This is a genomic window from Paenibacillus sp. MY03 (genome assembly GCF_002165585.1).
GTDB classification, from domain to species: domain Bacteria; phylum Bacillota; class Bacilli; order Paenibacillales; family Paenibacillaceae; genus Pristimantibacillus; species Pristimantibacillus agaridevorans.
Window position 1 is genome coordinate 94,381 of the sequence record NZ_MXQD01000012.1, and the last position, 25,476, is coordinate 119,856.

26 protein-coding genes and 1 pseudogene are annotated in these 25,476 nt (G+C 49.0%); 3 read left to right on the top strand and 24 right to left on the bottom strand.

The genetic code is table 11. The features are described from left to right. Positions 1–19: 19 nt before the first annotated feature. The gene (locus tag B1748_RS14260; protein ID WP_087568587.1) at positions 20–544 is read right to left on the bottom strand and encodes a cyclase family protein; all 525 of its coding nucleotides are present in this window, start codon (positions 542–544) and stop codon (positions 20–22) included. A gap of 138 nt (positions 545–682) precedes the next feature. Between B1748_RS14260 and B1748_RS14265 the strand changes: the two genes are divergently transcribed. Then, positions 683–1,465: an SDR family oxidoreductase gene (locus B1748_RS14265; protein WP_087568588.1), complete on the top strand. Its 783-nt coding sequence runs from the start codon at positions 683–685 to the stop codon at positions 1,463–1,465. Positions 1,466–1,545: 80 nt separating this feature from the next. On the opposite strand, the gene B1748_RS14270 is transcribed toward B1748_RS14265, so the two are convergent. Next, entirely contained in the window at positions 1,546–2,091 is a 546-nt protein-coding gene (locus tag B1748_RS14270) for a hypothetical protein (protein ID WP_087568589.1), read from the bottom strand. A gap of 35 nt (positions 2,092–2,126) precedes the next feature. Continuing rightward, a complete protein-coding gene (locus B1748_RS14275) occupies positions 2,127–3,341 on the bottom strand; it encodes a GNAT family N-acetyltransferase (protein WP_087568590.1) in 1,215 nt (404 codons plus the stop codon). A 167-nt stretch (positions 3,342–3,508) separates the two neighbouring features. Between B1748_RS14275 and B1748_RS14280 the strand changes: the two genes are divergently transcribed. Further along, on the top strand, positions 3,509–3,799 hold the full coding sequence (locus B1748_RS14280; protein ID WP_087568591.1) for a DivIVA domain-containing protein: 291 nt from the start codon (positions 3,509–3,511) through the stop codon (positions 3,797–3,799). 50 nt (positions 3,800–3,849) lie between these two features. On the opposite strand, the gene B1748_RS14285 is transcribed toward B1748_RS14280, so the two are convergent. From B1748_RS14285 to B1748_RS14390, 21 genes and pseudogenes are all read right to left on the bottom strand, one after another. Then, complete coding sequence (locus B1748_RS14285; RefSeq protein ID WP_087568592.1) at positions 3,850–5,283, bottom strand: DHA2 family efflux MFS transporter permease subunit; 1,434 nt, start codon at positions 5,281–5,283, stop codon at positions 3,850–3,852. 178 nt (positions 5,284–5,461) lie between these two features. Next, positions 5,462–6,601 carry a toxic anion resistance protein gene (locus tag B1748_RS14290; RefSeq protein WP_087568593.1) on the bottom strand — a complete coding sequence of 380 codons (1,140 nt, stop codon included), beginning with the start codon at positions 6,599–6,601 and terminating at the stop codon, positions 5,462–5,464. Between the two features lie 29 nt (positions 6,602–6,630). Beyond that, on the bottom strand, positions 6,631–8,319 hold the full coding sequence (locus B1748_RS14295) for a vWA domain-containing protein (protein ID WP_087568594.1): 1,689 nt from the start codon (positions 8,317–8,319) through the stop codon (positions 6,631–6,633). Positions 8,320–8,332: 13 nt separating this feature from the next. Next, positions 8,333–9,067 (bottom strand): hypothetical protein, encoded by a 735-nt coding sequence (locus B1748_RS14300; RefSeq protein ID WP_087568595.1) that lies wholly within the window; start codon positions 9,065–9,067, stop codon positions 8,333–8,335. Positions 9,068–9,370: 303 nt separating this feature from the next. Next, positions 9,371–10,186, bottom strand: a pseudogene (locus B1748_RS14310) (EcsC family protein). 75 nt (positions 10,187–10,261) lie between these two features. Continuing rightward, positions 10,262–11,155, bottom strand: a complete 894-nt coding sequence (locus tag B1748_RS14315; protein WP_256975665.1) for a helix-turn-helix domain-containing protein — start codon at positions 11,153–11,155, stop codon at positions 10,262–10,264. 124 nt (positions 11,156–11,279) lie between these two features. After that, positions 11,280–11,990: an FAD-dependent oxidoreductase gene (locus B1748_RS14320; RefSeq protein WP_087568598.1), complete on the bottom strand. Its 711-nt coding sequence runs from the start codon at positions 11,988–11,990 to the stop codon at positions 11,280–11,282. Positions 11,991–12,022: 32 nt separating this feature from the next. Continuing rightward, positions 12,023–14,278 (bottom strand): ATP-binding cassette domain-containing protein, encoded by a 2,256-nt coding sequence (locus tag B1748_RS14325; RefSeq protein ID WP_087568599.1) that lies wholly within the window; start codon positions 14,276–14,278, stop codon positions 12,023–12,025. A gap of 37 nt (positions 14,279–14,315) precedes the next feature. After that, positions 14,316–14,711 (bottom strand): SRPBCC family protein, encoded by a 396-nt coding sequence (locus tag B1748_RS14330; protein WP_087568600.1) that lies wholly within the window; start codon positions 14,709–14,711, stop codon positions 14,316–14,318. Beyond that, positions 14,708–15,037 (bottom strand): ArsR/SmtB family transcription factor, encoded by a 330-nt coding sequence (locus B1748_RS14335; protein WP_087568601.1) that lies wholly within the window; start codon positions 15,035–15,037, stop codon positions 14,708–14,710. Before B1748_RS14335 ends, B1748_RS14330 begins: the two co-directional genes overlap by 4 nt. A gap of 195 nt (positions 15,038–15,232) precedes the next feature. Beyond that, a complete protein-coding gene (locus B1748_RS14340; RefSeq protein ID WP_087568602.1) occupies positions 15,233–15,622 on the bottom strand; it encodes a VOC family protein in 390 nt (129 codons plus the stop codon). A gap of 229 nt (positions 15,623–15,851) precedes the next feature. Further along, positions 15,852–16,382 (bottom strand): type 1 glutamine amidotransferase domain-containing protein, encoded by a 531-nt coding sequence (locus B1748_RS14345; RefSeq protein WP_306299327.1) that lies wholly within the window; start codon positions 16,380–16,382, stop codon positions 15,852–15,854. Between the two features lie 80 nt (positions 16,383–16,462). Continuing rightward, positions 16,463–17,503: an NADH:flavin oxidoreductase gene (locus B1748_RS14350; RefSeq protein WP_087568604.1), complete on the bottom strand. Its 1,041-nt coding sequence runs from the start codon at positions 17,501–17,503 to the stop codon at positions 16,463–16,465. Positions 17,504–17,593: 90 nt separating this feature from the next. Then, positions 17,594–18,022 (bottom strand): MarR family winged helix-turn-helix transcriptional regulator, encoded by a 429-nt coding sequence (locus B1748_RS14355; protein WP_087568605.1) that lies wholly within the window; start codon positions 18,020–18,022, stop codon positions 17,594–17,596. 113 nt (positions 18,023–18,135) lie between these two features. Then, on the bottom strand, positions 18,136–20,202 hold the full coding sequence (locus B1748_RS14360; protein WP_087568606.1) for an Ig-like domain-containing protein: 2,067 nt from the start codon (positions 20,200–20,202) through the stop codon (positions 18,136–18,138). A 201-nt stretch (positions 20,203–20,403) separates the two neighbouring features. Further along, positions 20,404–21,144, bottom strand: a complete 741-nt coding sequence (locus B1748_RS14365) for an ABC transporter ATP-binding protein (protein ID WP_087568607.1) — start codon at positions 21,142–21,144, stop codon at positions 20,404–20,406. After that, positions 21,137–21,958: an ABC transporter permease gene (locus tag B1748_RS14370; RefSeq protein WP_087568608.1), complete on the bottom strand. Its 822-nt coding sequence runs from the start codon at positions 21,956–21,958 to the stop codon at positions 21,137–21,139. Before B1748_RS14370 ends, B1748_RS14365 begins: the two co-directional genes overlap by 8 nt. Continuing rightward, the gene (locus B1748_RS14375) at positions 21,955–22,545 is read right to left on the bottom strand and encodes a nitrous oxide reductase accessory protein NosL (RefSeq protein WP_087568609.1); all 591 of its coding nucleotides are present in this window, start codon (positions 22,543–22,545) and stop codon (positions 21,955–21,957) included. Before B1748_RS14375 ends, B1748_RS14370 begins: the two co-directional genes overlap by 4 nt. Then, positions 22,542–23,957 carry a right-handed parallel beta-helix repeat-containing protein gene (locus B1748_RS14380; protein ID WP_256975666.1) on the bottom strand — a complete coding sequence of 472 codons (1,416 nt, stop codon included), beginning with the start codon at positions 23,955–23,957 and terminating at the stop codon, positions 22,542–22,544. The genes B1748_RS14375 and B1748_RS14380 overlap by 4 nt, the downstream gene beginning before the upstream one ends. Before the next feature lie 168 nt (positions 23,958–24,125). Then, positions 24,126–24,458: a hypothetical protein gene (locus B1748_RS14385; protein WP_087568610.1), complete on the bottom strand. Its 333-nt coding sequence runs from the start codon at positions 24,456–24,458 to the stop codon at positions 24,126–24,128. Then, positions 24,448–24,975: a redoxin domain-containing protein gene (locus B1748_RS14390; RefSeq protein WP_256975667.1), complete on the bottom strand. Its 528-nt coding sequence runs from the start codon at positions 24,973–24,975 to the stop codon at positions 24,448–24,450. Before B1748_RS14390 ends, B1748_RS14385 begins: the two co-directional genes overlap by 11 nt. Before the next feature lie 177 nt (positions 24,976–25,152). On the opposite strand from B1748_RS14390, the gene B1748_RS14395 reads away from it, so the two are divergent. After that, positions 25,153–25,467 (top strand): ArsR/SmtB family transcription factor, encoded by a 315-nt coding sequence (locus B1748_RS14395; protein ID WP_087568612.1) that lies wholly within the window; start codon positions 25,153–25,155, stop codon positions 25,465–25,467. The last annotated feature ends 9 nt before the right edge of the window (positions 25,468–25,476 follow it).

The following is a 25,476-nucleotide window of genomic DNA, read 5'->3' on the forward strand; positions in this document are numbered from 1 at the left end:
CTGATGCCGTTCTTTTTTCTCATTCGTACACAACCGCAACGGCTCTAACGGGAGAACCATCGCCGGAGACAAGGCGCAGAGGAAATCCGTAAAACATAAAATCCGTTCCGACAGGAAGGCGTTCCATACTCTGCAGCCCCGTATACGTCACAATATTAATGCCTAATAACGCCCGCTCCAGATCTTCCGACAGATCACCGCCGACAAATGGCGGCAGCAGGGCAGCGAGACGATCAAAGCAATCCATACCAACGGATTCGTTGAAAAACAGTCCCCGTCCTTCCGGCCAATTCGTTTCTTCGAGCCTTACTAAACGCGAGGGTCCAAAAAATCGCTCCAAGGGCAGATCGTCCAATGTTGCGGCACCTGGATGCATATGAGAAGGCGCGTCCATATGGGTTCCCGTATGACTGCCCATCGAAAGCTGCCGTAATTCCCAAGAGTGGCTCTCGAAAGTATGAGTTATCTTTACGTTGACCTCCGGGTCGCCGGGATAGACGTCCATTCCATCCACGATCGGCATCGACAAATCAATGACTTTCAACCAGGTGTCCCCTCTCCTATTTGTTAATATACCAAGCTAAATTTAGCTCAATCGACATCCTTCTCTTGCTTGTCCTTCCATTACGCTATATGATTTTACTGATGATTGGAGATTTTTTCTAAAGGAGCTGTTACAAGCATGCAATTGGGATTGCAAGGAAAACGTGCCATCGTTACTGGCGGCAGCAAAGGAATCGGCTTCGCTACAGCGATGCTGCTTGCATCGGAAGGCGCCCAGGTCGCTCTCATTGCCCGGGGCCTGGAGTCGCTGGAGAATGCTGCAGAGCAGATCGCTGCGAAGACGGGAACGAAGCCCCTCGTTATTCAAGGCGATGTGTCGCGACAAGAAGATGTCAATCGCGCCGTCGCTGTCGCGGCCGAGCAATTTGGAGGCATCGATATCCTCGTTAATAATGCCGGCGCAATGGCGGGCAAAACTTTCGAGCAGGTAGATACTGCATCCTGGTCTGCGGATTTGGACCTTAAGTTATTTGGCGCCATACATTGCTCGAAGGCTGTGCTGCCGTATCTGCGCCAGTCTGGGGATGGAGCGATCGTCAACGTTGTGGCTATCGGCGGCAAAACGCCTTCCAGTTCGTCACTGCCCAGTTCGGTCAGCCGCGCATCCGGATTGGCTTTAACGAAAGCGATGAGCAAGGATTTGGCCGCAGGCAACATTCGAGTGAACGCGGTATGCATCGGAGCCATCCAAAGCGACCAGATTGAACGGGTTTGGCAGGCAACCGCCCCGGAATTGTCCTGGGACGAATATGCTGTCCTTCCCAAGCATAACATCCCTCTCGGCAGAATCGGCCGCGCGGAAGAAGCGGCGAATGTGATCGTATTTCTCGTCTCGGCCGCGGCTTCCTACATTACCGGCACGGCTATTAATATAGACGGCGGCATGTCACCGGTTCTGTAACTATAACTATCATCGATAAAAGCCACTTTACACGTCTTAACGAGACAATTAAAGTGGCTTTCCCATAACGTCCAAGCAAGTCAGCTGTTTTCTTCGACCTCCCACCGATGTCTATGTTTCGTGAGTTTAGGATGAGCGTCAGGCGGCGGTTCGCTTATAATTAAACGGATTTTTCCGATCCACTCCTCGAAGGAATGGAAGGAAGCGAAGGCATTCGCCATTGCCGGCGAGACATACAGGAATATCGGTTGCGTATATACATCCATCAAATGCCGCAGCGCCGCTTCGATCGGGGTATACTTCTTGCGTTTCCCTTCCCAATTCTCAACGGTTATGTTCCCACTGTCCTCCCGCTCCTCCCGCTCCTGCCGCCAATCAAATAAATACTGCTCCCGCTTGTAGTAGGGTTCGATCGGCCGCTTCCAGATTCGTCGGGCGGTCTCTTCGTGCAGCGGATACAAGACAAGCTTAGTAAACAAGCGTGAGGTTACCAATGAAGCAGCCCGCTCCAATTGCCTATCCGAAATATCCTGGAAAGTATCGTAAAACACCAATGTTCCCTTTCCCGTACGCGTGTCCAAGCGTTCCTCGTAACCAAAAGGCACTTTGTTAATGCCGCGATCCATCCAATCCCTCCATTCTTAATCCTTTAACCTTCCACTTAGAAGAAATCCGAGAAATAAGGCGTTTGTTGCTCGATGGCGTCTTCTAATAGATCAAGCGTCTCGGGAGAACAAGCGATACGGCCAATCCTATGCAAATATTCGGGCCGTTTGTAGCCAAGCAGCATCGTCGTCATGGTCTGAATATTGATGCTGTCTTCGTTCCGACGATTCTGGCTTCGCGAGATCGTACCTTTGCCTTCCGGCGTAATTTGCAGTGTAAACGTTCCTTGATTCCAGGACAGCAATGGATCTTCTAAAGTGAAGGTCCATTCCCTGATGATGTTGGCTGGTTTAAATGGATACTTCGAAATAAATTGTTCGACGTCCACGATCCGGGCCATATAATAAGGCGAGATCGATTCTTTAATATCGGCATCTTCCAGCAAAAAGGAAAGCTGCTCATCCATATGAATGTTGCCTACGACTTTGGATATCATGGAAAAATGAGCGCTAATAAAGTTCCAAAGACCGCTGCGAGCTTCTTCGTGAATAAAAATCATGTCTTTGACATGAAAAACCTCTTCTTCGATCCAATATAGAATATAACCGTCAGGCTGTCCTTCTTCGCCATAATAGACGGCGGCGGTCAAATCATCGGAATCCCAGCGCCAGTATTCACTCCAGGCTAGTTCTTTGCGAAGCATCGCGCCATGCGTCTGCATCGAATATCGTTCATAAGCCCTTTTTACGTCTTCGCTTTCCGGTTCTATACGAGCGACGTCGCCAGGGACGGGTTTATTTTTGGGCAGTTGGTAATCTTGCACCTCGAATACGATTTTATCGGAGACGATCTCCCACCCTTTGCGGCGATAATAGGGAATCGAGTACGGGTAAAGGTACGAAATCGATTGTTTTTTTTCTCGCATATTGGTAAGAGCCTGCAAGAGCAGCTTATTCATTAATCCTTGTCCGGAATATTCCGGGAAGGTGCCTACCCCTGTCACGCCGCCCATAGCATAAGTTTGATTGAACACCCGAACTTCGAATGGGTAGGTAGATACTTGAGAAATCAACTTGTCATTGTCGAACCAGCCCAAAACGTCCGCTTGTTGCAGTATGGGAGATTTGGCATGGACGATCTCCTCTTCCTTCCAGCCAGACTTGTACAGATCATTCCGGGTTACCTGAAATACATAGCGCAATAACTGATTATATTGTTCCAGATGCGATACATCCACTTTTTTCATTTTCAAATTTCGTTTGCGACTCATTTCGATTCATCTCCTATTTCTAAACAGGAATACTTTGGTTCTGTATATTATAGCGCATTTCTTTAGAATGCCCATAGTTTGGGTAATCATGACGAATGTGCTCTTGCAAAAGTCTGATGGTATAATGAGTTGTAGTTCATACAAATTATAGAAATGGAGGAAGTGGCATGAGCCGTATACGTAGTATTAAAGAGCAGTTCGGACTTCACTTTACCCCTTTGGACATTCACAACAAGGAGTTTTCCGTCAAATATAGAGGCTATGACAAGGACGAAGTGGACGAGTATCTGGATATGATCATTAAAGACTATGAAAAATTGTCGGCCGAATTCGCGAAGCTGCAAGAGCAACAAAACATCGGAGATCATCATCAAGAGGTAACTAGATCCGAATTCACTAATCTGAAAGAGAGAGTTATCAAGATGGAGGGAATGCTCAATCGCGCGGGCATTTATTAATTCCTTTAATGAAAAAGAGGAGCCTGATGGCTCCCCCTCCCCTATCGCAATTAATGCATGGAATGCATGGTGGAATGACTGACTAAGACACGGCGTATAGTAAGCGCAATCCCAAGACTGATCAAAGTAACGACGAATGTAAAGGTAAAGACATGCTGTGCTCCCTGCATCATCGCATTCGCAAGCTCCGTCGGCAATGTCGGCGAAGCGGAATTGTGCAGATACTTCTCGCTTCCGCCCGACAGAAGGCTGATAGCAACCGCAGTGCCAATCGCTCCCGCAACCTGCTGCAGCGTATTCATCACGGCCGTACCGTGCGGATATAATTCAGGCGGCAGCTGGTTTAACCCATTCGTCTGCGCGGGCATCCATACCATGGAAATGCCTACCATCAATCCGATATGCAATGCGATGATAAAAGCTACGGAAGAGGTTATCGTCAGTGTCGTAAAGAACCAGACGGTGACGGACACGACTATAAAACCCGGGATAACCAGCCACTTCGGGCCGTACTTATCGAACAGACGCCCCATTCTGGGCGACAATATGCCATTTAGCGCGCTGCCCGGGAGCAGCATGAGACCCGTCACGAGAGCGGACAGTCCCAAACCTTTCTGCAGGAACATCGGCAAAATAATCATGCTCGACAAAATTATCATCATACACGCCAAGACCATTAACAGACCAACGATAAACATCGGGTGTTTAAACACGCGCAAATTCATCATCGGTTCTTTCATCGTAATCTGTCGGATCACGAACAATGCAAGCGCGACTAGGCCAACGGCAATGGAAATGATGACGACCGGATTGCTCCAGCCTTCCGTTCCCTCGCCCGCATTGCTAAAGCCGAACACGACTCCGCCGAAACCAATCGTCGACAACACAATAGAGTATATATCGATCCTCGGCTTGGACACTTCCGTCACGTTTTCCAAATACTTCAGACCAACCAGCAAACCAACAATCAAAAATGGCAGCGAGAACCAGAAAATATAATGCCAAGTTAAATACTCAATTAATAACCCTGCTACTGTCGGTCCTGTCGCTGGCGCGAACATGATGACAAGTCCGACAAAACCCATAGCTGCTCCACGCTTCTCAGGCGGATAGACGACCAGTATGGTATTAAACATAAGGGGAAGCAATAACCCCATACCAAATGCCTGCATGACGCGGGCTGCCATCAACATTTCGAAATTTACCGCGAGCGCCGCTATGATTGTACCGACAATGGAACTCGCAAGCGATCCGATAAATAACTGCCTGGTCGTGAAACGTTGCAACAATAGTCCACTCATCGGCATTAAAATACCAAGCGTTAACAGAAATCCAGTCGTTAACCATTGAGCGGTTGCGGCCGATATCTGGAACACGTCCATCAAATTACTGATCGCGATGTTAAGTGCCGTCTCGCTAAACATGCCTACGAAACCGCAGATTAACAGCGATGCCATAATGGCGCGTGTATTGTACTTCTTCATGTGATTCACTTCTCCCAATCCGTGTAGTTAATCATGCGCGATGTGACATTCTTGCCTCCTTCGTTTTTAGGGCTGAGTTCTATTCTACACGCTTTTACTTTCGATTCAATAGCGAAAATCGATTTAAAAAGAAAAAAACCGCGATTTACGCGGTTAGAAGCAAAAGTTAATAAATTCTTTAAAGTCCAACTGCATTGCCTCGTTCAAGCCGAACAATTTGCTGCTCTCCTGCTTCCGCTAATTGGCGGAATTCTTCGATGCTCGCTCTCATGCGGGGGAGCGCATCCTGCTTGTATTGACTAATCGCTTCCATTGCGGCAAAGGTGTCGGCGAAGGCCTGCTTCAGTGAGTCCACCGAGATGCTCGAATCAATGGCTCCTTTATGAATCTCGGTCCCTTGCGTGTTCAACATTCTTGCCGTGTTTTCGATAAAAGTATTCGTCGTCGCGTACAAAGCGTTAAGCTGATCCAGCACGATTTTTTGGTTTGCGAGAGCGCTGGCGACGGTTGCCGCAACCCGCAAAGCCGATACGGTAACCGTGTTGGCGCGATCAACGCCACGGATGAGTTCCTTGTTGTTCCGAATAATAATTTCGAATGCCATGTAACCTTGTTGGTTGACGGCCATCATGGATTGCATATCCATCGTACGCTGACGAAGCGGGAACAACACTTCTTCGATGATAAATCTGATTTTTTCCGGATCCTCGCTGCGCAGCTTCGCTGCTTCAATCTGAGCCTCGATCGCTTCGTCCATAAAGGCAGCCAATTGAATTTCCTTCTCCAGCTTCTTCGTTAAATCCCGCAGCGCATGTTGTTCAATCATGAGCGTCGTATTATCGTCTTTTAAGCCGGCTTTGCCTTTCTCGAGCAATTGAACAATCTTCGCGATGACGGCGTCCGCCTTTTCAAACTTCTGGAAATAAGCCCGTAACGGATTAAACAGCTTCCCGAAAAGACCCTTCTTTAAAAAATCAATGCCGCTCGGATCCAGATCCTTCATATACATATGAAGCTCGCCAAGCCCTTTGGCTACAACTCCGCCCTCTTCGCCCGACTTGGACAGACTTCCCAGAGACACCTGCAGCAATGCGTTTTTGGACGATGAGGTTTTCATGGTATCATATCCGAATTGCTCCACGGACGAAAGAATGGTTTTTCGTTTGTCTAGCGAGTCCATGTCGATCGACATAATGGCCTTTACATTCTGGTCGGCTTGTTCCTTTAGTTGTTCGACTTCCTTCGGGATGGGTTTAATCTGTTCCTCAACGATTTCTTTAAGCTCTTCAGGACTTGATACCTGCATGGAAAATGTCATTGAAATTCCTCCCTTAATCTATCGTTGGATTACATTTGAACATTAAACAGGTTGCTGATTTTATACACGACATCGTCCGTATCGGCATTGATGCTTGCTGCTTCGTTAATGCTGGATATGCTTTGAAGGGCTTGAATATCCGCGTTGTATCCGATGGTATAGATCGGGATTTTGTAGCCTTCGATTAGACCGCGAATATCCTTTAAGGAATGGCCCTCGTTGGTTTCGCCGTCGCTAAGCACAAAGATGAGCGGCTTCACATCAGGGTTGGCGGCCATATAATCCTGCAGCATCTTGATCGCCACGACCACGCCATCGAATGTCGCGGTTCCGCCGCTTGCTTGAAGACTGTTAACGGTTCCGACGAACAAGGACTGCTGATTCGTGTCATATCGCGCGATCGGCAGGTTGATCGTTACGTCACTGGAGTAAGAGACCAGTCCGATCATGTTGTCTTTGCCTAAATATTTCTGGCCTTGCGTTAATGACTCTTTTAAACGATTAAGCGCCTCGCCATCCATGCTTCCCGATACATCCGTTACGAATACTGCCGCTATCGGTTTAGCGCCGTTTTTCTTCTCCTTCCACACCTTTTGCGCAGCGCTTAATGTAGGACCGTCGAGAGGCTCAAGCTCGGCTTTATAATCATCAAGACCGTTAAAACCTCTTTCTTTTGCATGGACTTGATATTTTTCGCCGGTTACAAAGGTGGTGAAGGCTTTGAGAATCTCCTTTTTCTCGTTCGAAATGTCGCCAAGCGCGTAGAGCGGGCTGTCATGCCTGACACCAAAAGGCGTAAAGACATATTCATTTTTGAGATCGCCGGGCGTGTTAACGAAAGTCTGATACTCCAGTACGAATCCATCCAACATGCCGGAAGTCGCCGCATCGCGCATTTGAATGGTCGTCGAAGCGATAAAAGGGACATTGACCTGGAATTGCTCAAAGCCTTGTACAGCCTCACTGCTTAACGGATTTCCGTTATCGAAGGTTTTCAGAGCCGTAACGAGAAAATTGAGGCCCGTCGAGCTGGCGAATGGATCTGTATATCCCATAGCAAATTCATTATTGGCGATCGCTTCCGTCACGGTTTTTACATTGATCGCGCCGTAGCTATTAACGAGCTCATCATGTTTCGCCTTTGCAATAACGATACCAGGCACATTGCCTACCAGTCTGCTCGAAATGAGCTCTGTCTTCACCCCTGCCGCTTTCACCATCTCTCCCCACAGTTCGTTGGAAGGCGTAAAGGCATCGGGTATGTATTTACCGGATTTGATATAGTCGGTTGCGGTACCGGAAGCAATATTCCTGATCATAACGGATACGGGCTTCCCATTAATGGACAGATTAGACGAGTTAAAATCAGATGCAGCGTCGCTTAACCAACCGTCTGTACCGGTACCGCCCTTTTCTGTCGACGAGAAAATCTCTACATATAAGTCCGTAGTATTCGTCACTGTTATTGGAAACTTCGATATTTCCGGCAACGATTCCGCAACGTCCACGGGATTTATATCGATCTGGCCTTTCACGGGTTCGGCAGTGTTGACAGATATTTTGGAGTATAGTTTTTCCAGACGTTTGCCCGCATCTTCGGCCGACACCTCGGCATCGGATTTCCCTAAGTTGGAGGTAAACGTAATCCCCGCGTACACAGCAATAAAAACAATGATAATTAATGAACTAGCTATAAGGAAAAACTTGCCCTTATTCATGTAGTCATCTCCTTTATGATTTATATAATCTGGTTTGTTTAATTAACGTATCGATCTCTTGCATGCATGGCATGGTCTCCATATCTTTAAGCTCCACCGTATCCAGACGCGACACTTCAAGGATCAGCTTGTCGAGCTTAAGCAATATCTCTTCATTTGTTTCAAGAGATCTTCGAATAAATAACAGATATTCTTGGAAAACCTCTTTTTTTCTCAGTTGGACCTGCGAGGGGGAAGCAGCATTTTGAGTCATGACCCGGTTATATTCTCTTTCGTCAAAAATATGAAGATGCGTTAGGATACCGCGAATATTGGTGAAAAATAGATTTTCGACATCCTTTGTGGTGTCGGCGAACTTGACGAAACTAAGACCTCCAGGCACAAATCTTTGATTCAGCACATTAAGAAGAGTGTCGTGGCGCTTTTTGATTCTGTCGATTTGGTGGAGCGCCAAGCTCACGTCGTTCTCGACAGCCTTTACTTTTTGGAACTGCTTCAAAGCGATTTCGAATTCTTCGGGCGTATGAACTTCAAGGATTGGAATACGCGCTTCTTTCTTGAGCAGCAGCGTATAGCTGCTGTATAAAAGGATTGCAGCGCTGCCAGCTAACGTGGCTGCGGCAGTTGCGCTTTTTAGCGCATTCTCTCCAAAACCAATGGCTAAAAGTCCTGGGGATAAGATGGCAATATCAATGAGGATGACCGTCATTACAATGAATGTTAATGTTATCACTTTTTTAGCATCCACTTCGGCAGCCCCTCCTTTCTGTCTTTAAATTTGGAACACTAACATTTGACAATAAGTATAGTACGATAGATTTTTTATTAAGACTCAAATTCCTAAGCGCGGCAATCATCTAGAACAGCGGAAGTATCTGTCTTCGCAACCTCTGCCGAACCTTTTTTTGTTCCTTCGGAACCAAATTATACCTTTCGTACCTGTTGGTTTCAATGATTTTATTTAAAACCTGATGCCATTTCCAGACAAAAAAAGACCCGATTCCCTTTACTTCAGGATTCGGGTTGTTGCAAGCAAACTTTCGGTTCGCCATCAAGGCGCCTCGATAGTCTTCAATTTCTCAAGAATTCGACGCTTTCGATACATCATTTTGCCTGTTTCGCTGACATCCATAAGCGTGGATCGATTTAAATATGCGCCGAACAAGATGCCTGCGATGGGAATCATCTGGAACAGCTTTTTCCAGCCAAAATTGTCTCTCTATGTGAGCATGACCTCGCGCCAGCCTTGAAGTTGGGACATAACCTGCCCGCTTCTCTCTTCCGAATGGAAGGCTGAAAGCTCTTCGAGAATCGCCTTTTTGCCGACGATATCGGAGGAGGAGAACTGCATGCATTTTACGATGAAAATACGTTCCGACTTTTCGTTTGGGTCATAGCCGTAGCTGAGCGCAACCTCCTGGAGCGCTTTGAGCGAGATGCCGAGCAACAGCGGAATATCGATAGCGATCGTGAAGATGCCTCCGATGCCTGTCGTTGCGCCCTGCACGGTCGCCATCTTGCTGCTTGTAGCGATTACGCGATCAGCCGCTTCATCCATTGTACGCAGAGGCAGCTTGCCGATCCGATCCAGGGCCGATTCTTCGCCTTGCTCTTCGTCCGGAAAAAACTTGCGGTACATCTGTTCCTTGCTGATCAGATAACGACCGCCGTTCTGAATATAGCTGCCGAGCTCGTCCAGCGCTGTACTTATTTTGTCCTGTATGAACTTCGGCGTAATTCGGTCCAGAATGGCAAAGGGCAGCCGTCCTAGCTTCTCCCAGAAGAACAGTCCCTTCTGATCATTTTCCCACGTTTCGATTTTCTTTAATTCCAACTTCAACGCTTCCGCGGTTTCTATATTTGTCATCCCTAAAGCAATACCTCGCTTCGATAAGTGATTTAGACCTTACATACTTCTCGAAGCGCTTCAACGTTTCATTTTTTATTCCTCGAACGACAAATTTTGCGGCTCGTCCCGCAATTCTCCGCCGATCTGCATATTCGTGCTTGGCGTTCGTTCATCCACAATGTCGAAGGCGAAATTGTCCATCCATACTTTCCCTTGACCGGTAAGCAGAACGCCGAACGAGATAGACGCACTGTCCGATGGCACATCGAGCACGATGGAGTACAAGTTCCAAGATGCTGTACCTTGAATCGGCCGGTCGCTCATATTGTCGAATTGCATCGTATCCCCCGCCGCGTTGTCGATTCTCATCCATAACCCGGCAAAAGCAGAAACCTTCTCGACCTGGATAAAAGCAGACAGCTTTATTCGTTTTCCTTTGTATTTGTCGGATCTGAATTGCTGCATAATCGTCGCGAATTGCGTCTCTGATGTTGCGGATACCGATTTTAAATAACCGGATACCTTCCCCATATGGACAGTCTCCCGATCCATGCCCATCTCATAGAGGGACGGGTCGGCCCCGCTCAGAATCCAACCTTTAACTTGGTTATTATCGTTCATCTTCTTAATCTCCTCTCGTTGATCATGCGTGTAAAGCACGCTCTCCATCATTTTGCGGTAACGTCCAGGCGGCATGCCGTATTCCTTCTTGAACGCGCGTGTAAATGCTTCCTGCGATTCAAATCTGCATCGGAACGCGATCTGGATGATTTCCTCCGAGGTATAGAGGAGAAGCGCCGAAGCACCGGCTAGTCTGCGAGACCGGCTATAGTCCGTTACGCTTGCGCCTACTTGCTCCAGAAAAATTCGGTGAAAATGATATTTGGAGAAACCTGCGGCGGCCGCCACCTGCTCGAGCGTCAGCTCTTCCTCCAGATGCGTTTCGATATAATCTAAAGCTTGATAAATCATGGGATGGTATTTCACGTGATCACCTCTTGCAGACAACAATAACATAAATGTGCGGAGCTATTTTTGATCAGAATTGCGAATGTAATGGAATGCGCCATAAATGACAACAAAAAAACCGCGAAAATCGCGGTTTTTTTACTTACGAGTAGCCCCAGAAGGCATCCTTTTTAATATTTCCTTTGGCCACAGCAAGCTGCTTTAACTTTTCGGCATGCAAGTCGACGAACGACTTCGGACCGGCTATATAATACCTGCCGTTTACCTTATGAGAGGCTGCAAACCTGCCAATCTCCTGCTGCAAGTCGTCCCTGGAGTCCAGATACGTAATCCGGAACGACATTTTGTTTGCAAGGTCATCAAGCTCATCCTTGAAGATATAGGACTTATTGGTGTCCGTGTATACAAGATGGATATGGCTGGCGTCTTTGTTACCTTCAGCATCCAATTGCTTGAGGATGGAACGAAACGGAGTAATTCCGATCCCGCCGGCGATCAACAGCGAAGGATTGTTGTCCGTCAAAGTAAACGCGCCGACAGGACCGCTCATTTTGACCGTCATGCCTTTCTTCAATTCGGACATCGCCGTCTTGAATTCGCTTGGATTTTCGCCGACGCGCGTCGTCAGTCTAATGACATTTTCTGAAGGCGCCGATGCAATACTGAAAGGTTTTGTTCCGTTCTTGATTTTTTTATGAGTAGGAGTGAACAATCCATATTGACCGGCATTCCAGGTCAGATCCTTCGGTTTCTCGAATAAGAAGGAATAGACTTGGCGATCCTCCTGGAGGCTCTCCAAGAACACTAATTCTTTTTTATTAAATATGGCGAACATATCTTTGAAGAAACTCAATTCTTCCTCATCCCCTTATGTGAGCTTACGACTTACGTCAAATATTTTCCAGTGATCGATTTCTCCGCTTGAATGATCGACGTAGGTGTGCCCTCGAACACCACCTGACCGCCCTTGCTTCCTCCGTCCGGTCCCATGTCGATGATCCAGTCCGCTTGGCTGATGACATCGAGATTATGTTCGATCACGATGACCGTATTGCCGCTGTCTACAAGACGGTTCATGATCGCCATAAGATGGCCGATATCGGACATATGCAGTCCTGTCGTCGGTTCATCCATTACATAGATGCTCCCCTTCTTGTGCAGCTCGCTCGCCAATTTGATCCGCTGACATTCTCCGCCGGACAATGTGCTGAGCGGCTGACCAAGAGTAATGTAGCTCAGACCTACGTCGCTCATCGCTTGAAGCTTGCGGACGACTTCTTTCAGCTGGAAAAATTCCAATGCCTGCTCGACAGTCATCATCAACACTTCAGCGATCGACTTGCCATTCAGCTTGTATTCGAGAACCTCTTCCTTGAACCGATTGCCGCCGCATACATCGCATGGCAGTTTCACGCTGTCAAGAAAAGCAAGGTCTGTGTAGACAACGCCAAGTCCTTGGCAATTCTCGCAGGCTCCTTTGGAGTTGAAGCTGAACAAGCTCTGATTGACTTTATTCGCGGATGCGAACGCCTTGCGAACATCGTCCATAATGCCCGTATAAGTCGCGGGATTGGAGCGTGTCGACACGCCGACTGCCGATTGATCGATGACAATGGCATCCGGTTGCTGCTTCAGGAAGATTTCGTTGATCAATGTACTTTTGCCGGAGCCGGCAACTCCCGTCACGACCGTTAGAACACCGACAGGAATATACACGCTTACGTTCTGCAAATTATGCAAGCTGGCATTTTTAATGGAAAGCTTGCCGGAGTGCTCTCTGCTCTCGTTCTTAAGCTGAAGCGGGTGCTTCATATGGTTGCCCGTAAGCGTACCCGACTCCAAGAGGCCGGGATAGCTGCCTTCGTATACGATGTTCCCGCCGCGTCCGCCGGCATGAGGTCCTACATCGACAATATGATCCGCCACCTTGATGACATCGGGGTCATGCTCGACGACGATTACCGTGTTCCCCTTGTCGCGCAGCTTTTGCAGCAGCTCATTAAGACGGTGTACGTCTCGCGGATGCAGGCCAACGCTAGGCTCATCGAAGATGTAAGTAACATCAACCAGACTCCCGCTCAGATGTTTAACCATCTTTACGCGTTGCGATTCGCCGCCTGATAATGTATCCGTCTCGCGGTCCAGCGTTAGGTAATCAAGTCCGATATCTACCAGATGCTGCAGCCTCTGTATCAGAGACTTTACGACTGGCGCCGCCACCGGATCGTCGATCTCCCGGATGACACGGATTAACTGACCAACCTCTGTGGAGGACATTTCTGCGATGTTGAGGTCGTTGATCCTGCAGTTCAAAGCCGCTTGACTGAGTCTGGCGCCATGACAGCTGGTGCAAGGACCCTCGGAGATGAATGGCGAGACTGCTTTTTGCGTTCGTTCGGACATCGTCTTCAGATCGCGTTTAATATACTTATTGGTAAACTTCTCAATGATGCCCTCTACAGTCAGGTTCATCGCCTTTCCGCCGAACATCACCTGAACCTTGCTAGCCTTCGCGTAGAAAAGCTGATCCAGCTCTTCCTGCGAATAATCGCTTAACTTTTTGTCAAGATCGAATGTCCCCCACTGTGGAATCATATTCCATTCCCAGCCGTTCACCGCATAATCGGGCATCAAAAGAGCCCCTTCATTAAGCGACTTGGACATATCCACCGCTTTGCTCATGTCTACGCCCAGTCTGCGTCCGAGTCCGCTGCAATCCGGACACATGCCTTGCGGATCGTTGAAGGAGAACATATGAGCCCCGCCAACATGCGGCTGGCCGACTCGGGAGAACAACAGGCGAAGAATGGGCGAAATATCGGTTATCGTGCCCATCGTAGAATGGGAGCCGCCGCCGAGTCGCTTCTGGTCGACGATGACAGCCATACTCAGATTCTCTATGGCATCCGTATCCGGCTGAGGCACGCGCGGCAGGAAATTACGCACAAACATACTGAAATTTTCATTTAGCAAACGGGTAGATTCTGCGGCGATCGTATCAAAAACGATGGATGACTTGCCGGATCCCGATACGCCGGTAAAGATCGTGATCTTCTTTTTTGGGATGCGTAACGAAACATTGTTAAGATTGTTTTCTCTTGCTCCCGAGATGACGATAAAATGTTGATTATTTTCGCTCATTCATGACATCCTTCCGATCTTTTTGTAGGCAAGCTTCTTACGCCAATGCTTTATCCAGCTCGCCGCACCAATTCGACCAGCCATGTCTAGCTCCTTCAAGCCCATGTACATTCGAGAATCCGGTTTGTTCCAGATGCAGGTTAACCTTCCCGTCTTCGATTTCCTGAAGCGTCCAGTTCACGGTATGCTTCTCTTCGCCGACAGCCCAAGAATAGGACAAGTGCGATGGCGGGTCCACGATCAATACTTCGCCGTCAATAATGCCATCCCAGTACTCATTTGGTTTGGCGCGAAATTGGAATTGATGGCCCACTATAGGCTCGAAATCATTTTCCAACACCCATTTCGCCAATTTGTTGGAATCCGTTAATGCCGACCATAGCTTCTCGATCGAGGTCTTGTATTGAAAATCCAGCTCCAGCTTTAAACTCATTTTTCTTCCTCCTCTAGTAAGAAACCTAAACTTAGTAAATTAGCAGTCCAGAACTTGTTATAGAATGAAAGCCAATCCTGCACTTCTCTAAGCGGTGAAGGATTCAGCTTGAATCGCGTTTCTCTGCCAACCTTTCGGTCCATAACAAGTCCTGCTTCTTTAAGTATGCTCAAATGTTTGGACACAGCTGTTCGGCCCATCTGGAATTGCGTCGTCAATTCGTGCAGTGGTATATCGTCTGTCTCGGCTAACAGCCTTATAAGTTGGCGTCTGGTTGGATCTGCAATCGCGTCAAATACATCCCGCAACTGTTTGTGTTCGCTCACAACACCCTCTCCTAAGGAATGATATTTAGTTGTTAATTGGACACCATTTGGTGACTTTTTGATTATAGGACACCGTTCGGTGTCATGTCAACTGCATGAAAAATGAAACAACGATAGTCAAGGACGAGAAAATATAGTCCTGGACTGCCGCTGTTTTTTTATGCTAACGTTCTCGGTAAATTGTATATGTATGAATTACTCCGCTTGAAACAAATCAAATTGATTACTGTACAAATCCTCAAAACCGACTCCTTTTCCTCCCGGAACTATGGCTGGTTCTCCGTGGAAAACGACACCCCGTCCTTTCATTTCAAAGTAGTCGCCTTCGATGTCATCTGTTTCAAACATGACCAGGACTTGGTTAGCGCTCTGTTTGCCTATCAATGCCAGTTGGTCTGATGTTTCCGCCTTTACCAGTTCAAACAACGTTTCATTACTCTCTCTCGGAGCGACCGCCAGATATCGCGATCCCTGACCAAAATCCATATCCGAGATTACGACAAACCCAAGTCTTTCCGTATAAAATTGTTTGGCTTCTTCTTGATCTTTCACAAGAATCGTAAGTTGGGCCGCTTTAAGAATCATGTCCCAGTCCCATCCTTCTACTATTATTTATATTCCAATTATAGCACATACGTTCGTATCCATCTACCCGAAAAATCCCGATTCATCCTCTGCCTACGCTCTCTCTTCGTGAGTATGTTGACTCTTTTTAAAACAGCTAGCCAGACATTAAACAGAGGACCCAAGTCGTTAGTTAATAACGACTATAGAGTCCTCTTTTTTACAATATGGGTTTTTGCGTTTTAAGCCGTTACCAGGCATTAACGCCGAGACGCTCGACCGTCTCCCGAATGAATGCCGGCTCGTCCTCCGGCACGCGCGAAGTGACGAGATTACGATCCACGACGACTTCGCGGTTAAGGTACTTCCCGCCCACCGCCTCGATCTCCGAAGAAATGCCGGGAAACGCCGTTAACGTTCGGCCTTCCAGCACGCCTGCCGCAGCCAGTACTTGCGGTCCGTGACAGATCGCGGCAATGGTTTTCCCTTCCCGGTCGGCTTCTCGAACGAAACGATTGACATCTTCGTTATACATCAGATAACCTGGCGAACTGCCGCCTGGGATGATAATGGCATCGTAATCCGCCGCATGGGCATCTTTGATACCCAGATGCGTAGTATACGTCACCGTACCTTGTTTGCCTGTCAGCTCCTCTTGTGCCTCTAGTCCGATGATCACGGTCTCGTGACCGTTCTTTACCATCTCTTCGTAGGGATTAACCATCTCGGAATCCTCGAAATCCTTAGCAAGCAAAAATGCTACTTTTTTGGCTTCAGTCATCTTCATAGCTCCTCTCCAAATCATCGACATAAAGGTAATATACCCAATGATGCCCATGTTGAAGCGGCTAAGCGATGGAATTAATACAAAGTTTGGAGCGCCTGAGGCGTGAATGGAATCAGCTCATCAAGGTTACCGTCTCTAATTTTTTTGACCCAAGCCGGATCTGCAAGAAGCGCTCGGCCGATCGCCACAAGATCGAATTCTTGATTCTCGAGCTTTGGAATCAGGCCATCCAAGCTGGCGTTGCCTGCACCGCTTCCCTTCGTAAAAAATGTCGAGACATCGCCGTCCAGGCCAACAGAGCCCACCGTAATGGTCGGTTTGCCGGTCAAATGTTTCACCCAGCCCGCAAAATTCAACTTGGAGCCTTCGAATTCCGGTTCCCAGAAGCGGCGTGTCGAGCAATGGAAGATATCAACCCCGGCGTCAACCAGCGGTTCGAGAAATTGCTTCAGCTCCTCCGAAGTCTCCACGAGTTTCGCCGAATAATCGCTGCCCTTCCATTGCGAAATCCGCAAAATAATAGGGAAATCGGGACCAACGGCTTCGCGGCAAGCTTTCACGACTTCTGCGGCGAAGTTCGTACGCGCGAGCAGGCTGCCGCCGTACCGGTCACTGCGTTGATTCGTTTTCTCCCAAAAGAACTGGTCGATCAGATATCCGTGAGCGCCGTGAAGCTCGATGCCGTCAAAGCCAAGACGTTTCGCTTGCGCCGCGGCTTTGGCGAATTCCTGCACGATGCCGACGATCTCGTCTTGGGAGTATTCGTTCACGTTGCCACGGGCGCCCATGTGCCAGATTTGAGGGACGATCTTGCCACCTGCTTCGTGCACTTCCGATAAAACGTTAGCCCAGCCGTTTAAGGCATCTTCCCCATAAAAGAACGGAACGTTCTCCTGATTACTTGAATCGGCGTGATTGATGACCGTACCTTCCGTGATGATCAACCCGACTCCGTTCTCGGCTCTGCGGCGATAATAGGCGGCGACATCCGGTCCGGGAACGCCGTTCGGCGATTTTTGACGCGTCATTGGCGCCATTACGGTCCGATTAGACAATGAAAGCTTCCCCAGCGTAAAAGGACGGAACAGGGATTGCACAGTTTGCGTGTTAGTCATGGTTACCCTCCAATAGGCATATTCTTTATTTTTAAAAGCATGCGCATGCATATAAATTATCAAAAAGAAAAGAGCCCTGTCAAGAGGCTCTCATTTCAGAAGCTGTTGTACAAGCTTCCCCAGCTCGGTCATCGCCCCATCGCGGCGTAATTCAGCATCAAGCACATCATTTACGATAGCAAGGGCACGCTGATACTTTTGTTCGCCCGTTTCCGTAATGCGGGTATAGATGCCTCGTCGATCATTGGTGCAAGAATGCCGTTCGAGAGCTCCTACATGAGGGGCTTCCATGCGATCCACTAAACGCGACGTCGCGCTTTGGCTTAATCCCACCATCTCTTGAAGCTGCTGCAATCGCAGCTCCTTGCACGCGGAGCCGGAAACGAATTTAAGAACGTAAAATTCCTTTAAGGATATATCAAATTGCTTCAGCAGCGCTTGTTCCAACTTTTCGTTGACGCTGGAATGGATGAGGGATACGGACAGCCATAAATCCAGTCGTTCGTTGTCGTGATGCAAGATTGACCACCCCGTAAATAATTGTTGATTCCGTCGTCTTATTGTATCAAGGTTGCTCGGAATGGTCAAAATCTCGCAAAACGACTGATTTGCTCAGCTCATCATTTGTACAATTAAACGCCGGTGAACGAAAGGCTGATATCTTCGTTGCCGTTTTTGATCTGCCAACCGTTAAAGCCCGCCGCATCCGTAATGCCAGGCTTAAATGTCAGAACATAGACCTGGCCAGCCTTCAGATCATTGGACATCTTTAGCGTGACTTCGGTGACGACCGCTCCCGTGTTGTTTAATTCGTCATGGGAGATGCGAACCGCTTCTCCACCCTGCTCAGCCAAGGCAAAGGAGGTTTCATTCACGTTTTTTACCGGTTCGCTAAATAATACTTTGATCGTCGAACGGTTAATGACGACGACCTGCTTCGCGTACGGCGCTTCATTAGGAACGACAGTACCCGCGAAGGTTGTGTCGTTCTCTCCGTTTTGGGTATTCAGGGACGATACGCCCGTTACTCTTGCAGAATACACGCGGCCTGGCTGGAACAAGTTCGGATTGGAGTCGGTACTTGTTCGGAATTGGACGCTGACCACTCTGTTCGTGCCGGCTTTGCGCACAGCGTACTTGCTCCAACCGGACATCGAGACATTGGCTCCGTTATCCTTTAAAATCGTTACGACAAGCGAGCCTACGTCCGAATCCTTAATATCACGATCGAAGGAAACTTCGATTGTATTTTCATTAACCGCCGTTATGCCCTGCAGCTTCACGGGAAGGACCGGATTGGAGATGCCTCCGAACAGGAGACCGGACTTCGTATCCATGACGTTGCCGGCCAGATCGGGAATGCCCGATACGGTCAAGTTGTACACAGTTTTGTCTTGTTGCGCGGAAGTCCGCAGTGTGACGGTTCGACCTTCATTGTCCAAGCTTGCCGAGACGACAGCCAATCCGGGGATGCTGTAGCGTCCGGTCTGGACCGCGATATCCCGATTGACCTTTTCGCTGAACCTAACGGTCAAGGAGGCATCTGCGTTTACCTTGAAATCCGCTTCTACGATCGTCGGCTTCGTGGCGTCCGCGCTGCCTACGATAGACAAGTCGGAACGCGTATCCATAATGTTGCCGGCCAGATCCTTAATGTTTTTGACCGTCATCGTATAACGGGTATTATCCGACTGATTGGATGTTGTAATCGTCACTTGTCTCTTATCTCCGGACAATTGCACTGCCGACAGCTTAAGTCCGCCGGAGAACGAATAATTCGAAGGATTGGTAGCTGTCGCTTGATCCAGCGCCTCCGAAAACGTTAATACGTAGACTCGCGCCGTAATCCGATCGAATGCGGTGATCACGGGCTTTGTCATATCCGATCTCGTCGAGCTGTAAGCCCACGACTTGCCGTCGATGGTTAAGTAGTGCGTTCGATTTTCGGCCTGATACCCTGTCGTGATCAGTATCGACATGCCATCCCCGCTTAGCGAGGAAAGCAGAATCGGGACGATGGTATTGCGATCGTCTCGCAGACTGAACCTTGAGATATCGGCGGACTCAGCCTTGGATTTCAAGTTTACTCGAACCGTCTGGACGCTAATGGCCTCGACAGACTTGACATCCAGCAGAATTCCCCAACCTGTATAAACCGCATAGACGGCATCTACAAGAACGCTGCGTGTTGCGTTAATCGTATAGTCGTTCCGATGAGCAATCCAGCCTTTGCTAAGAGCGGTTCCTACAGCAGCTTTCGCCCATGGCGATACTTTGCCTTCGAAGCCGATGTTGGAGTTAGGCGTAATATTGTTGACCTTTAGCAATACAGAGGCCAACTCCTCCACTTTCACTTTTGCCGTCGGTTCGAACCTGTTCTCGCCTTTGCCTACCATAATCCCGGCGCCTCGGACAGCTTGGATCGCTTCATACGACCATCGCGTCTTCAATACGTCGACGAAGCTTGGCGTGGATTGGGAACGAGGCAATTCAAGAAGCTTGTAGAGCACGGTCGCAAACTGCTCTCTTGACATCGTTTCGTGGAGACGTGAAGACCCATCCTCGAAGCCGCTCATGATGCCTTGATTTTTTAACACCTGGAACTTCTCTTCCGTTGTCAATGTTGCCGCGCTTGCAGTAGGGATGGCCAATCCGAACAACAAAGTTAATGCAAGCAGAGTCAGTGCTATTTTCCTCATCTTCAGGGTCCTCCTAATGGATTTCTGCTGGTACCTCGTATAATTAATAAGTCCGGTTGCGGCCACGGTCCAGCGAGTGTACCCTCTTTAACGTTGCCATTGAGGAAAATGTTTCTGACGAAAGCTGTCACATCCAAAACTAGTCATGATTCGAGTAAAATCTCTGAAATCCGAGCGATCGCTCTTCGAGTGGAGGTTTTCTCACTGGCCGTGTTTCCCCGCCCCCGCCAAACCGAACAGTTCGCCGAACACCTTGTGCAAGCCATCGCTTCCGTAAGCGCTCCGAATGTCGGCCTTATTACCGTCCAGTACGATGACCCCATCCTTGAGGAACACGATTCGATCGGCTAACGTCTCGGCTATGTGCAGTTGATGCGTCGAGAATAACACGGTGCTTCCACTCGCGGCAGCCCCCCGGACCAGACTTACGAACGTTTCCATCCAATAAGGATCCAGTCCGTTCGTCGGTTCGTCCATGAGGATGAGCGGCGGCTTGGAGAGCAGAGCTTGACCGAACAATACCCGTTGACGCATTCCCTTCGAGAAGGAAGTGACCGGTTTTTTGCCCGTATCGGATAACCCGACGAGCGTAAGCACCTCGGCTGCCCGATCCTTGCCCAGACCTCTCAGCTTGGCCCAGAACGTCATCGTCTCCATCGCCGTTAGCCCTGCGCTGAAGCGATAATCATCCGGCATATAGCCGATCTTCTCGGCGTAGGCTTTCCGATTCTCCTTCCAGAGGATGCCGTCAACCGTAATGGATCCGCTTGTCGGCAGCATGATGCCGGCCAGCATGCGAAGCAGCGTGCTTTTGCCGGCTCCGTTGCCGCCGCATAAGGCTACCGCGCTTCCACGTCCAATGTTTAAGTTCATAGCTTCGATGACGGTTTTGTTTTTATAGGCTTTGTGAACGGAGTTGAACCTTACCAGCTCTTCAGCCACGACCGCGCCTCCTCTCCCACAGCACATAGGAAACGGTGAATATAATACTGATCCAGAGTAACGCGATGCCGGCAAACGCCGAAGTTCCCCAAGGCTGCAAGACCCACTTCACCCACTTATAATATTCGGGACCCAACGTAGAGCCTCCGCCTAACTTCACCACGGTGAACAATCGGGTCAATTCCGCCGGATTAAGAAAGACGAGCGCGGTTACTGCCGGCTTAATCCAGAGATAGGGCAACATGCCGAGTACGGCGATCAGCAGCGACGGCCAGGCAATAATGGCGAAAAACCAGACACCGACGGCCACTGTAAGCGCCTGCCAGCGATTTTTTGAAAGCGTGCCGATCAACAGCGCTATGGCTAGGAAAAATAAGGATAATAGCGCAGCGAAAATCAGCAATCGCCCATAAGTAGCCAAGTCGAATCCTCCGCCAAACATGGAGCCGGCGAGCCCCGATAATCCGAAGCCTGCGGCAACAATCGTGAGAAGCACGATGGCAAGCCCGATATATTTGCCGAGCAGGTACGCTCCCGTCCCCAGCGCGTAAGTGGACAGAAGCTCCCAGTTGCCCTCCTCCTTGTCGCCGGTAAGCGAGAAGGAACCTAACATCAGTGCCATCAAAGGCAACAGGTAAATAGCCAGATTCAGCATCGTGCCGCTCACGCCGGAATAGCCGCTTACATAACCTTGCAGATTGATCAAGAGCAGGCTGAACATGAATAGCGTAAAAAGGGCCATAAACGAATAGGCCCATGGATTACGAAATCCGATCTTCAATTCTCTTGCCGCAACATGCCTCAGAAGATTCACGAAGCGTGTCCTCCGCCATCATGAGTGCCGCTCTCCTCAACATGTCCATGCTCTTCTTGCCCGTGAGTATCAGACTCGCCATGCCCTTGATCATCGGAATGATCGTGACCGTGCATCTCCATCATTTCATGGTTAACCGCCCAGGAATGGCTGGCAAGATCATCTGCGGACATCAGCGTTCCTTTGCCTTGCTCAGCGATATAAGCCTTGGCATCCTCTTCCTTCTCGAACGATACGATGCCGTAGGCCATCGGTGTTTGAAAAGTAGGATCATAAGCATAATAGGCTTTCTCGTAACGCAGCCATTGCTTGGAGTCGAAATCGCGTACAAACGCAGCGCCGATCGTTTCCGTTCCGTTTTCCTTCTTCCAAGTGTTTAGACAGCCGATATCGTCGAATTTGAGCGACTGGCCGTCCTTCGTTATGATTTGCGTCGCAAATTGATCATCCTTGATTGCCATCTTGCAGATGACGCATACATCCGTCTCTTCGTTAATGGCTTGCGCCTCGTATTTCTCTCCGCCGCAAGCCGCTAGCGTCAGCACGAACACCAGTGCGAGGGCGAGCAGACTTATTTTTTTGTTCATATCGTTCTCCTCCTGTTCATATACAACATACCGATTACCGCGATAGTTAACAGCAGGCTCAAATAGACTGTCGCCTTGGAACTGCCATGACTTGGATTAACGCCGTCAAAACCCGGAGGTGCCAAAAGGGGCTTGACATCCCTTGACCAATCATCCCGATTGTTTTGGAAGAGCTCCTCGAGAAACTCCATGCCCGGCGATTGGAAGAAAAGCTGGAACGCCGCTCGTTTCTGCGTCACGCCTTGAAAAAAGGGATTGATCGCATAAGCGGTATCGCTATATCCGTCCCCATCCGTGTCGATGCCGCTGAAGCCGTCCCAATAGTTCCCGGCAATCTCGTTGTTGCTGCTTCCGCGGGCCTGCGCATCCGCGACATTCCCTTGGAAGAGGTTCCCTTCGACGACATTGCGTTCCGCATCGAGAAGCTGGATCCCGACAAAATTGTAGATCACTTCATTGCCGACGATGACATTGCCCGTAGACTGCTCCACGTAGAAGCCTGTCCGGTTGCCTTCGACTTTGTTGTCTTCGAATACAGAATCATGCGCGTCGAATAACAGTATGCCTTGCGAATGGACATTTTCGTTCTGTTTCGTGAATGTATTGCCGTTTACCTCAACCTCTGTAGCCGTCATCACCATGGCGCCGGTCACATTGGCATTGCCGACGTTGCCGCGAATGACCGTTCGGGCGGTATACATGCAATGAATGCCGTAACGCGAACGCTCGACGACGTTGCCGGTTACGATCGTATCATCGCTTTTCTCCATGTAGATACCGTCATGAGCATCGCTGACCGTGTTCCCGTCAATCCGCCAACGATGGGAATTAAAGAGGTCGATGCCGTTGCCCTTGGCAGCCATGGATACCTCTCGCGGCGTCCAATCAATCACGGTGCTTGTGATCGTACCATTATCTGCATCCTTCACGGCAATCCCGTCTGCGCCCGTAGCAATCCATAATTGCTCGATTCGAGCCCGGTCTCCCGATACGACGATCGTTGCTTGCGGCTTAAACGCCTCGTCGCGGATTCGTATTCCAGCCAAGGTGACGTCATCGGCTTCGACAATTAAGGCGCTTTCTTCACTTTCGTTCAGCAGAATGGATTCTCCAGCAATCTCGGAACGAAGCTCCAGCGGTTTCCGGATCACCGCCGGTCCCAGGTAGATACCCGGCTTTAGAACAATGGTCGATCCAGGCTCGGCTTCATCCAGAATCGGTTGCAATTCGGTTGTCATGGACGCAGATGAGACATCCGAGACATCCACCGATCCGGTATGATTTGCCGTGGTTGACGGATGGCCGCTGGCGCTTTCCGTAGCTGCTGCAGATGCTTGCCCGCCGCTGAGTACGGCGACTACCAACCAACCCATGATGGTGGATCGAAGCGCAAGCCTACATGTTGGGGTCAAATCTCCTCCCTCGCTTCCCTCCAGTTGTGCGGCTATTCAAGTACTTCTTTACAGCCAATCAAATTGTAACAATGACGGCCATCCCCATACATAGCCCTTTGTAGTCAATGTCGCCCTTAAGATCGACAGTCTTGTGACAAACCTGCGATTCCTTGCGCACGCGTGGAATTACCATGACCAAACGGATTCCATCAAACCCAGCTTCTCTCCTATTCGTTTCAACAGGGAATAACTCACCGGCTCCATAAGTTGGGTGGTACAGTCGGAGTTTGAAACATAATCTTTTTCCTGGGCTTTATCCCAGGTTGTCTCCGTCAAATAATTTGTAGCCTCCGCTTCATCGAAGCATGGCGGAGCTATGTACACTTCGTGGGTATGGTCGAGAATCATTCGGATATCGTTTGGCGGAGCAAAAGGTAGAGGAACTACAAGCAGTGTTATCAGGACGAGGGTCAGACTGATGCCGACCCAACCTTTTCTGAAGGTTGATTTATTTTTCATCGCTAATCCCCCTCGTCAGCGCGAAGATATCCGACATATCCGTCAACTCGCCTTCGTGACGTTTAATGAGTTTTCCTTGCTCATCGATGACTACGGTCAGTGGAAGACCTGCGACGCGATATTGCCGCTTTACATCCTGCTCGCGATCCATCGCGATCGGAAACGCAAGCTCGTAACGGTCGACGAACTTCTTCACCGTCTCCTCGTCTTCCCCGACATTAATCGCGATCATGTCGATGCCGGCTAGCTTGTAAGCTTCATTGAGAAGCGGCAGTTCATTGACGCATGGATTGCACCAGGACGCCCAGAAGTTAAGCACGACGCCTTTACCTTCAAAATCGGATAATGCAAGCTGACCGCCGGCGAGTTGATTCAATTGGAAGGACGGAGCCGCATCGCCAACGGCAGCCTTGCTCTGCGGCGCGGCATTGGTTTGTACCACTACGTAGACGGCGAGCGCGACTACGCCTGCCAGCAGCACGGCTTGAAACCAGCCTTTGCGTATGACTGAAATCAAAGTATACACCTCTCTAACTAAACAATAGTATCTATCTATTGTAACAATGGTGAAGGCTTGCAGATATGACTCGTTTGGGCTATTCATGATGTGAATAAGTATATAGTTATATTGTTATTTACTTATATAATCAGTTGCGTATATAATTGGTGTAGTTCACACGGAGGAGGCACAGTTATGGACCCGATTGATGAAATGTCGGAAGTACTTAAGCTTTTGTCGGATAAAACTAGATTAACGATACTCGCGCTCTTGAAGGAGCGGGAATTATGCGTCTGCGATATCGTGGAGCTGTTGGAAACAAGTCAACCTAATATCAGTCAACATCTGCGGAAGCTCAAGCTGGGCGGTTTGGTTCATGAAACCAGGCGCAGCCAATGGATCTATTATTCCTTGAATCTGGAGTCCAGACCGTATCTGCAGACCGTCATCGATCAGCTTCCCTCTATGAAAGAAAAGCTTGTCGGCCGTGCGAACTCGACTTGCGATTGATGGGGAGGC

Bases quoted from the DNA above. Each gene is read 5' to 3' on its own strand.
- B1748_RS14265 (WP_087568588.1), top strand. From the start codon at position 683: ATGCAATTGGGATTGCAAGGAAAACGTGCCATCGTTACTGGCGGCAGC.
- B1748_RS14270 (WP_087568589.1), bottom strand. From the start codon at position 2,091: ATGGATCGCGGCATTAACAAAGTGCCTTTTGGTTACGAGGAACGCTTG.
- B1748_RS14275 (WP_087568590.1), bottom strand. From the start codon at position 3,341: ATGAGTCGCAAACGAAATTTGAAAATGAAAAAAGTGGATGTATCGCAT.
- B1748_RS14280 (WP_087568591.1), top strand. From the start codon at position 3,509: ATGAGCCGTATACGTAGTATTAAAGAGCAGTTCGGACTTCACTTTACC.
- B1748_RS14285 (WP_087568592.1), bottom strand. From the start codon at position 5,283: ATGAAGAAGTACAATACACGCGCCATTATGGCATCGCTGTTAATCTGC.
- B1748_RS14290 (WP_087568593.1), bottom strand. From the start codon at position 6,601: ATGACATTTTCCATGCAGGTATCAAGTCCTGAAGAGCTTAAAGAAATC.
- B1748_RS14295 (WP_087568594.1), bottom strand. From the start codon at position 8,319: ATGAATAAGGGCAAGTTTTTCCTTATAGCTAGTTCATTAATTATCATT.
- B1748_RS14325 (WP_087568599.1), bottom strand. From the start codon at position 14,278: ATGAGCGAAAATAATCAACATTTTATCGTCATCTCGGGAGCAAGAGAA.
- B1748_RS14330 (WP_087568600.1), bottom strand. From the start codon at position 14,711: ATGAGTTTAAAGCTGGAGCTGGATTTTCAATACAAGACCTCGATCGAG.
- B1748_RS14340 (WP_087568602.1), bottom strand. From the start codon at position 15,622: ATGATTCTTAAAGCGGCCCAACTTACGATTCTTGTGAAAGATCAAGAA.
- B1748_RS14345 (WP_306299327.1), bottom strand. From the start codon at position 16,382: ATGACTGAAGCCAAAAAAGTAGCATTTTTGCTTGCTAAGGATTTCGAG.
- B1748_RS14350 (WP_087568604.1), bottom strand. From the start codon at position 17,503: ATGACTAACACGCAAACTGTGCAATCCCTGTTCCGTCCTTTTACGCTG.
- B1748_RS14360 (WP_087568606.1), bottom strand. From the start codon at position 20,202: ATGAGGAAAATAGCACTGACTCTGCTTGCATTAACTTTGTTGTTCGGA.
- B1748_RS14375 (WP_087568609.1), bottom strand. From the start codon at position 22,545: ATGAACAAAAAAATAAGTCTGCTCGCCCTCGCACTGGTGTTCGTGCTG.
- B1748_RS14385 (WP_087568610.1), bottom strand. From the start codon at position 24,458: ATGAAAAATAAATCAACCTTCAGAAAAGGTTGGGTCGGCATCAGTCTG.
- B1748_RS14395 (WP_087568612.1), top strand. From the start codon at position 25,153: ATGGACCCGATTGATGAAATGTCGGAAGTACTTAAGCTTTTGTCGGAT.